General features: G+C 49.0%; 5 protein-coding genes. 4 read left to right on the top strand and 1 reads right to left on the bottom strand.

Going from position 1 to position 6,031, the window contains the following annotated elements:
* Positions 1–2 precede the first annotated feature (2 nt).
* From HA494_07985 to HA494_07970, 4 genes are read left to right on the top strand one after another with little or no spacing between them, the layout of a single operon-like run.
* Positions 3–644, top strand: coding sequence for a 4Fe-4S dicluster domain-containing protein (locus HA494_07985; protein ID NHV97704.1), 642 nt, complete (start codon positions 3–5; stop codon positions 642–644).
* A complete protein-coding gene (locus HA494_07980) occupies positions 644–1,741 on the top strand; it encodes a hypothetical protein (GenBank protein ID NHV97703.1) in 1,098 nt (365 codons plus the stop codon). The genes HA494_07985 and HA494_07980 overlap by 1 nt, the downstream gene beginning before the upstream one ends.
* Positions 1,734–5,168 (top strand): molybdopterin-dependent oxidoreductase, encoded by a 3,435-nt coding sequence (locus HA494_07975; GenBank protein NHV97702.1) that lies wholly within the window; start codon positions 1,734–1,736, stop codon positions 5,166–5,168. Before HA494_07980 ends, HA494_07975 begins: the two co-directional genes overlap by 8 nt.
* On the top strand, positions 5,165–5,704 hold the full coding sequence (locus HA494_07970) for a hypothetical protein (protein ID NHV97701.1): 540 nt from the start codon (positions 5,165–5,167) through the stop codon (positions 5,702–5,704). Before HA494_07975 ends, HA494_07970 begins: the two co-directional genes overlap by 4 nt.
* Before the next feature lie 89 nt (positions 5,705–5,793).
* Here the strand turns inward: HA494_07970 and HA494_07965 are convergent, their stop codons facing one another.
* Complete coding sequence (locus HA494_07965) at positions 5,794–5,961, bottom strand: 30S ribosomal protein S30 (protein NHV97700.1); 168 nt, start codon at positions 5,959–5,961, stop codon at positions 5,794–5,796.
* Between the last annotated feature and the right edge of the window lie 70 nt (positions 5,962–6,031).

Genomic DNA, 6,031 nt, shown 5'->3' with positions numbered 1-6,031 from the left:
GTATGCAGCGAAGGAGATTCGTAAAAACTATTGGCGCTGCAGCTTTACTTACTTTATCTTTACCTAGATTTGCCAACGCCGAGAGCGAAATCAAGAGGTATGCTATGTTCATGGATGTCTCGAGGTGTTATGGGTGCATGGCTTGTGTAGCAGCTTGTATGGCTGAGAATAACGTTCCAATAAGCGATTTTAGAACCTGGGTGGAGAGGTTCGTGAAGCCGAGTGGACGCGTTGTGTTTGTACCGAAGCAGTGCAATCACTGCGAAAACCCATCTTGTGTTATACCCTGCCCTACAGGCGCTACTTTTAAGCGTGTAGAAGATGGGCTGGTCCTCATTAACGATGAGCTGTGCATCGGCTGCGGCGCTTGTATACAAGCGTGCCCTTATGGTGCAAGGTACTTAAATAGAGTTAAGGGTGTCGCAGATAAATGTACGTTCTGTGAACACAGGATCAGAAAGGGGCTTCTACCAGCCTGTGTAGAAGCATGCCCCACTGGTGCAAGAATATTTGGTGATTTAAGAGACGAGTCCAGCGAGTTATCGCTGCTAATAAAAGGTCAGAGCCTTTCGCTTCTTAAAGCTTGGACTGGCAACCAGCCCAGAATCTTCTATAAGCAGCTACCAGAGGAGGCGAACAGGTGATGGCTGGCTACCTATACCCAAACGAGCTGATCGAATATATTCTGTGGCAGCCTGTGATGTTCTCTTATTCATTTCTAATCTCAGGTGCGGATCTCTTCATCCTAGCGATGATAGGCTACATAACAAAGAAGCTGTTAAAGGCTGTTCCCTTCCTAACCATCACCGCGGTATCGTTCTTCGCCGTCTTGTTACTCGGTCCTCTGGCAGACCTACACCAGCCCCAAAGGGCCTATCTCATCTACTCCAACCCTAGACTCATTTCAACACCATCTAACCCGGGTTTCTCATTCATATCTCTGCACGCTATCATTTGGTTGGTAACAATTATACTAGGCATAATCTTCCTACTCCTCTTCTACGCTTACCCGATGAGGCTACGCGCCGAATCAGCTGGTAGACTTAGGCCGCTTTACAGAGCCTTCTCGCTTGGAGTTAAGACGAAAGAAGACTATGAGAAACTTAGAGCGCCGACGGTCGCGGTGAGCTGTGTATTACTCGTTATCTCAACCTTTTGGGGCGTATATCCGGCGACACTCTTCGTAAGCCAGACGTGGCTCATAGCTTGGCGTGAATGGTCTCTGATGCCCATAATCTTCTACGCCGACACATTTGTAGCTTCAATAGCTGCTGGGATCTTCGTCTACTACTTGATGAAGGGAAGAAAGATGGAGCCAGAGGTGATCGACCCGCTACTAAAGATTCACACAGCAGGGAGCATATCTGTAGCAGGTTTGTTAGGGCTTCAGATACTACTTTGGAACAACCGATTAGAAACTTCGCTGCAGGGTCTATCGATACTGCTCCCACTGATCTACGTGGTGATGATATTGATGGCTCTGTCTTTCCTCCTCTCGCTAGCCTCACTCAAGATGCGTGTACTAAGCCTGTTAGTCTCAATAGTCGCCCTCGTCGGTGTGGCTACAAATAAGTGGAATGTTATTGTAAATGGGCAGCTAATCAACAGAAGCGGTGAAGTTCTAAGCCTACAGCTACCAGCAGGCTGGCAGCTGCTCGCCGCCTCGCCTCTGCTCGCAGCTATAGCGATATTCGTCTTACTATCGTTCATCTTCCCACTGGAGGTGAAAGAAGTTGGTTAGTAGAAGAAGCTTCGTTAAAGGCGTAATAGGCTTAGCCGCTGCAGGAACGTTTGCAGCTGGGTATGCATCTGTTATTGATCGGATCATAAAACCAACATACACCCCAATCAAACCCGACCCCTCGATAGATGAGGGTGCTAAGGTGGTTTACAGCTCCTGCTTAGGCTGCAACGTCAGGTGCGGCATCAGAGCGAAGGTTGTGGAGAGAGATGGGGTTAGCGTGGTTGAGAGAATCGAGGGCAACCCCTACCACCCATATAATAGGGTTGTAGACCCATCTTCCCAATACACCAGATTAGACCCACTACCCTACAATACGCCTGCGCGGGAGAGCCTAAGGTATGTTGGCACACTGTGTGCAAGGGGGCAGGATGGTATACACTACCTATACGACCCCTACCGCATAAAATCTCCTCTGAAGAGGGCTGGTCCAAGAGGAAGCGGGAAGTGGAAGGCTATAAGCTGGGAGCAGCTGATCAAAGAGGTTGTTGAAGGTGGGGTGGTGGAGGAGACTGGTGAAAAGATACCAGGCATAAAAGAGATCTTCGTATACGGCATACTTAAAGAAGCGGGTATCCAGGATCCAAACAGCGTTCTGAGCGAAATAAAGAAGGACGTAGACACCATTCTGCAGAACGCACCGAAGCTTACAGCAGAGGAGCTGAAGAGTGAAATAGAGAGGTTCAAGGAGAAGTGGGCTAAGCAGCTGGGCGAAAAAGGCATCAAACTAGATCAGATACTAGCCAACCCAGATATGCCGGACTTAGGATTCAGATCGAACCAGCTCGTCTTCGTGAGGGGGAGAGGGCAGGATCACGCAGATTCGTTTTACCAGCGCTGGACCTACGCCTTCGGAAGTGTAAACTGGCTTAGACACACCTCAGCCTGCCAGCTAGGCTTCTATTGTGGTAACAGGATATTCGCCGGATATGCAGATCTGAACCCAGATGCGAGAGGCGCTAGAGTTTTGATCATGGCTGGGGCGCAGATAGGTAGACTACATCCAGGCGCTACTGGGCAAGGTATGATCATAGAGAGAGCAGCAAAAGGTGAGTTGAAGGTCTTCTACGTAAACCCCGTTGCTCCAAGAGGGGATTGTGGCGGAAACTTCGAGTGGGTCCCAATTAAGCCCGGCACAGACGCAGCTCTAGTCCTAGCCATGATAAAGTGGATCATCGACAACAAACGTTTCAATAAGGCGTTCTTGGAGTCGCCGAGCGAGGAGGCAGCCAAATCTAAAGGCGAGATAGTGTACACAAACGCTACTTGGCTTGTGATAACTGAGAAAGGGCACGCTAAAGAAGGGACATTCCTTAGGGCTAGTGATGTGGGCTTAGGCGACGCAGCAAAGTATGTTGTGTATTCAGATGGGCTTAAGGTACACACCGATGTAAAGGAGGCTGAGCTACTCTATAGTGGTAGAGTAAAGCTTGCATCTGGCGAAGAAGTCGAGGTTAAGACGGCGCTCAAGATACTCTATGACGAAGCATCAAGCAGAAGCCTAGAAGAGTGGAGCAAGATCTGCAACGTACCAGTTCAAACAATAGTACGCATGGCCGAGGCTTTCACAAGCGTAGGAAGGGCTGCCTCAACCTATATCCACAGGGGCGTCGCTATGCAGCCTAACGCAGAGTACACTGTTTGGTGCTACAGAGCCCTTGACTTGCTGATCGGGAACTACTTCGCCAAAGGAGGGTTGATGGGCAGAGCATCAACCACGAACTACAACGGCTACCTCTATAATGTAGGCGCATCAGGCTTCGGCGAACCGGTCAGATTTGGTCCGCCTATAGACCGCCACGGAGCCTCTTATGAGAGCACGCTTGAATACTGGTTGAGGAGCAAGTCTGGTTCATCACCATACCCAGCTAAAAGACCTTGGTACCCGCTTACGCCAGAGGAGAGCTACACCGAGCTCTTTGCTGGCATCTCAGAAGCCTACCCGTATCCGATCAGAGCCCTATTCCTTTACTACGCTAACCCCGTTATCTCAGCCAACTACGGTCTGAAGTTCATAGAAGTGCTCAAGGATACATCTAAGCTGCCGCTCTTCGTCGCCGTAACCACATCCATAAACGAGACATTCCTTTACGCCGACTACATCGTCCCAGACACAACCTACCTAGAAACAGGAACCTTAGGTGTCCAATACCTCTACGCCTCCAGCGCCGGAGTCACCTTAGCTGAAAGCTGGAGAACCATGGTTATACCGCCCCTAACAGACGAAATAGGAAGAGACCAATCTGGTAGAGTTAGATATGCGTCAATGTGGGAGTTCCTCATCGACCTCGCCAAGAGCCTAGGTATGCCAGGCTTCGGTGAAGGTGGGATAAAGGGTGTTAAGGGGACGAAGTATGAGGGTAAGAGCTTCCCGCTGAACAGCCTATGGGACTATATCATGCGAGTCTACGCTAACGCCGCTATGGACGCTGTGCGGAGGAAGATCGTACCAAGCGAAATATCTGGGGAGGATATGAAGTTCGTAGAAGAAAACTACCCGATAGCCCAATACAAAGACATCATACCAGACGAATGGCCTTATGTTGCGTATGTGCTGGCTAGAGGAGGCGTGTTCACAACCTACAAAGAATCCTACGATGAAAAGGGGTTCGTTAAGCGCACACCACCGAGAACCCTACTCGAATTCTGGGACGAAAAGCTAGCACAGACAAGAAACAGCATAACCGGTAAACGATTCTACGGTGGACCAAGATACTTTGAGCCCTCAACCTACGCACCAACCTCGATTCAATCTGAAGATAGGTGGCTGCCCGGTACACCGCTCCGCAGAATATGGAGCGAATCAGAGTACCCGATGCTGATAGTCCCTAACGGAAGCCCGCTCTTCACAAAGCACCGCAGCCAATTCTACTACTGGCTCAAGCAGATTATGCCAAGAAACTTCGCCATAATCCACCCAGAAGACGCCGCCAAGCTAGGGTTGGTTAGCGGGAACGTTGTGAAGATTGAAACACCTACAGGCACGCTCGAAACACCAGTCCTAGTCGAGCCTACAGTAGCCAAGGGTGTTATAGCGATACCTGTAGGGATGGGTAGGTGGGTTGAAAACATCGTAACTAAACCAAAATACTTCAGAAGTGTAGAGCTACAGAGGCTGATCGATGATCTACCCGCAGAAGTAACGCTTCCTAAAGAAGCCGTCAACCCTGTGGAGAAGCTTCCTGAGGTTGTGAAGAAGATCCTGTTTACTAAGTCGCAAGCAGCATATTACGAAACAGGCCTATCCTACGATGAGTGGAGGTTTAATGGAATAACACCGAACCCAGTTTCCTCAACCGACCCCTCACTGGGCTCTTGGCCGCTACTATCTTGGCTAGGCGCTTCACAAGTCTACTTCTACACACCAGCAAGAATATCCAAGACAGATAAATCCGAGAAGATAGAGTTCACTCAAGCAATATGGTGAGGGTGCTCGAAGCAGCCGCAACAGGGCGCTACAGAATCTACGCCTCCCTATCCTACATTATCTTAGCCAAAGAGCAGAAAGAGCTCACATACGTTGCTGAGGCCGCTAAAGATCTAGCTTCCATCGGCATAGACGAAGAAAGCATCAAAGACTTCCTAGGCAGAGGCGTGAAGACACCTCTAGCACGCGAATGCTTAGGGAGCGAAGTGATGGTTGGAGGGTATCTGAAGGCATTAATAGACTTCTACGCTAACAGCGGTTACGAGCCGACTAACATCCAACCAGATCACCCAGCAACCATGCTGGCTTTCACAGCCCGCTTAATAAAGAAGGAAATCGAGGAGCCAACAAAGAGAATCACTCTATGGAGGATGCAACACCGATTCATAAAGACATATCTGATCAAAGCACTTACGTGCCTCAAAATAAGGGTGCCTTGTAGATTTACCGAAACGGTGCTGAATGTCATAAGGGTGGACTTAAACCTCCTCTTTACATTATTAACCAGCACAAAAGATCTGAAGAGCCTCGCTTAAAAACAGTTCAAAAGCTGACAATCTATAGCTCATGAGGAACTCGTCAAGATGTTAGATAAGAAGGAAAACGCTAAAATGGTGGCTGCGGCTTAGGGTTGAATCCAGTTTTGTCCAGGCTGCCTCTTGAGTACATACCGTTTAACGAACGTCCTTCTATTCCTATACTTGGGGATAGGAGAGGTTCTTGGTCTAGCTTCTATCTTAGGTGTCTGAGACCTGACCTTCCCGGCTTTAGTAAGCGATCCGTGTGTAGGCATATCCTCTCCATATACCTCTTCAATAAACTGCGTTAAATAGATTACGGCTTAAGACTCAGTTATTCTTTGA

This window comes from Nitrososphaerota archaeon (genome assembly GCA_011605775.1).
Classification (GTDB): domain Archaea; phylum Thermoproteota; class Nitrososphaeria; order Nitrososphaerales; family JAAOZN01; genus JAAOZN01.
Note: the sequence above shows the minus strand (reverse complement) of the source record. Positions and strands in the feature narration are given on the sequence as shown.

What these genes read in the sequence shown, in the direction of transcription:
- HA494_07985 (NHV97704.1), top strand. Translation starts at nt 3, where the DNA reads ATGCAGCGAAGGAGATTCGTAAAAACTATTGGCGCTGCAGCTTTACTT.
- HA494_07980 (NHV97703.1), top strand. Translation starts at nt 644, where the DNA reads ATGGCTGGCTACCTATACCCAAACGAGCTGATCGAATATATTCTGTGG.
- HA494_07965 (NHV97700.1), bottom strand. Translation starts at nt 5,961, where the DNA reads ATGCCTACACACGGATCGCTTACTAAAGCCGGGAAGGTCAGGTCTCAG.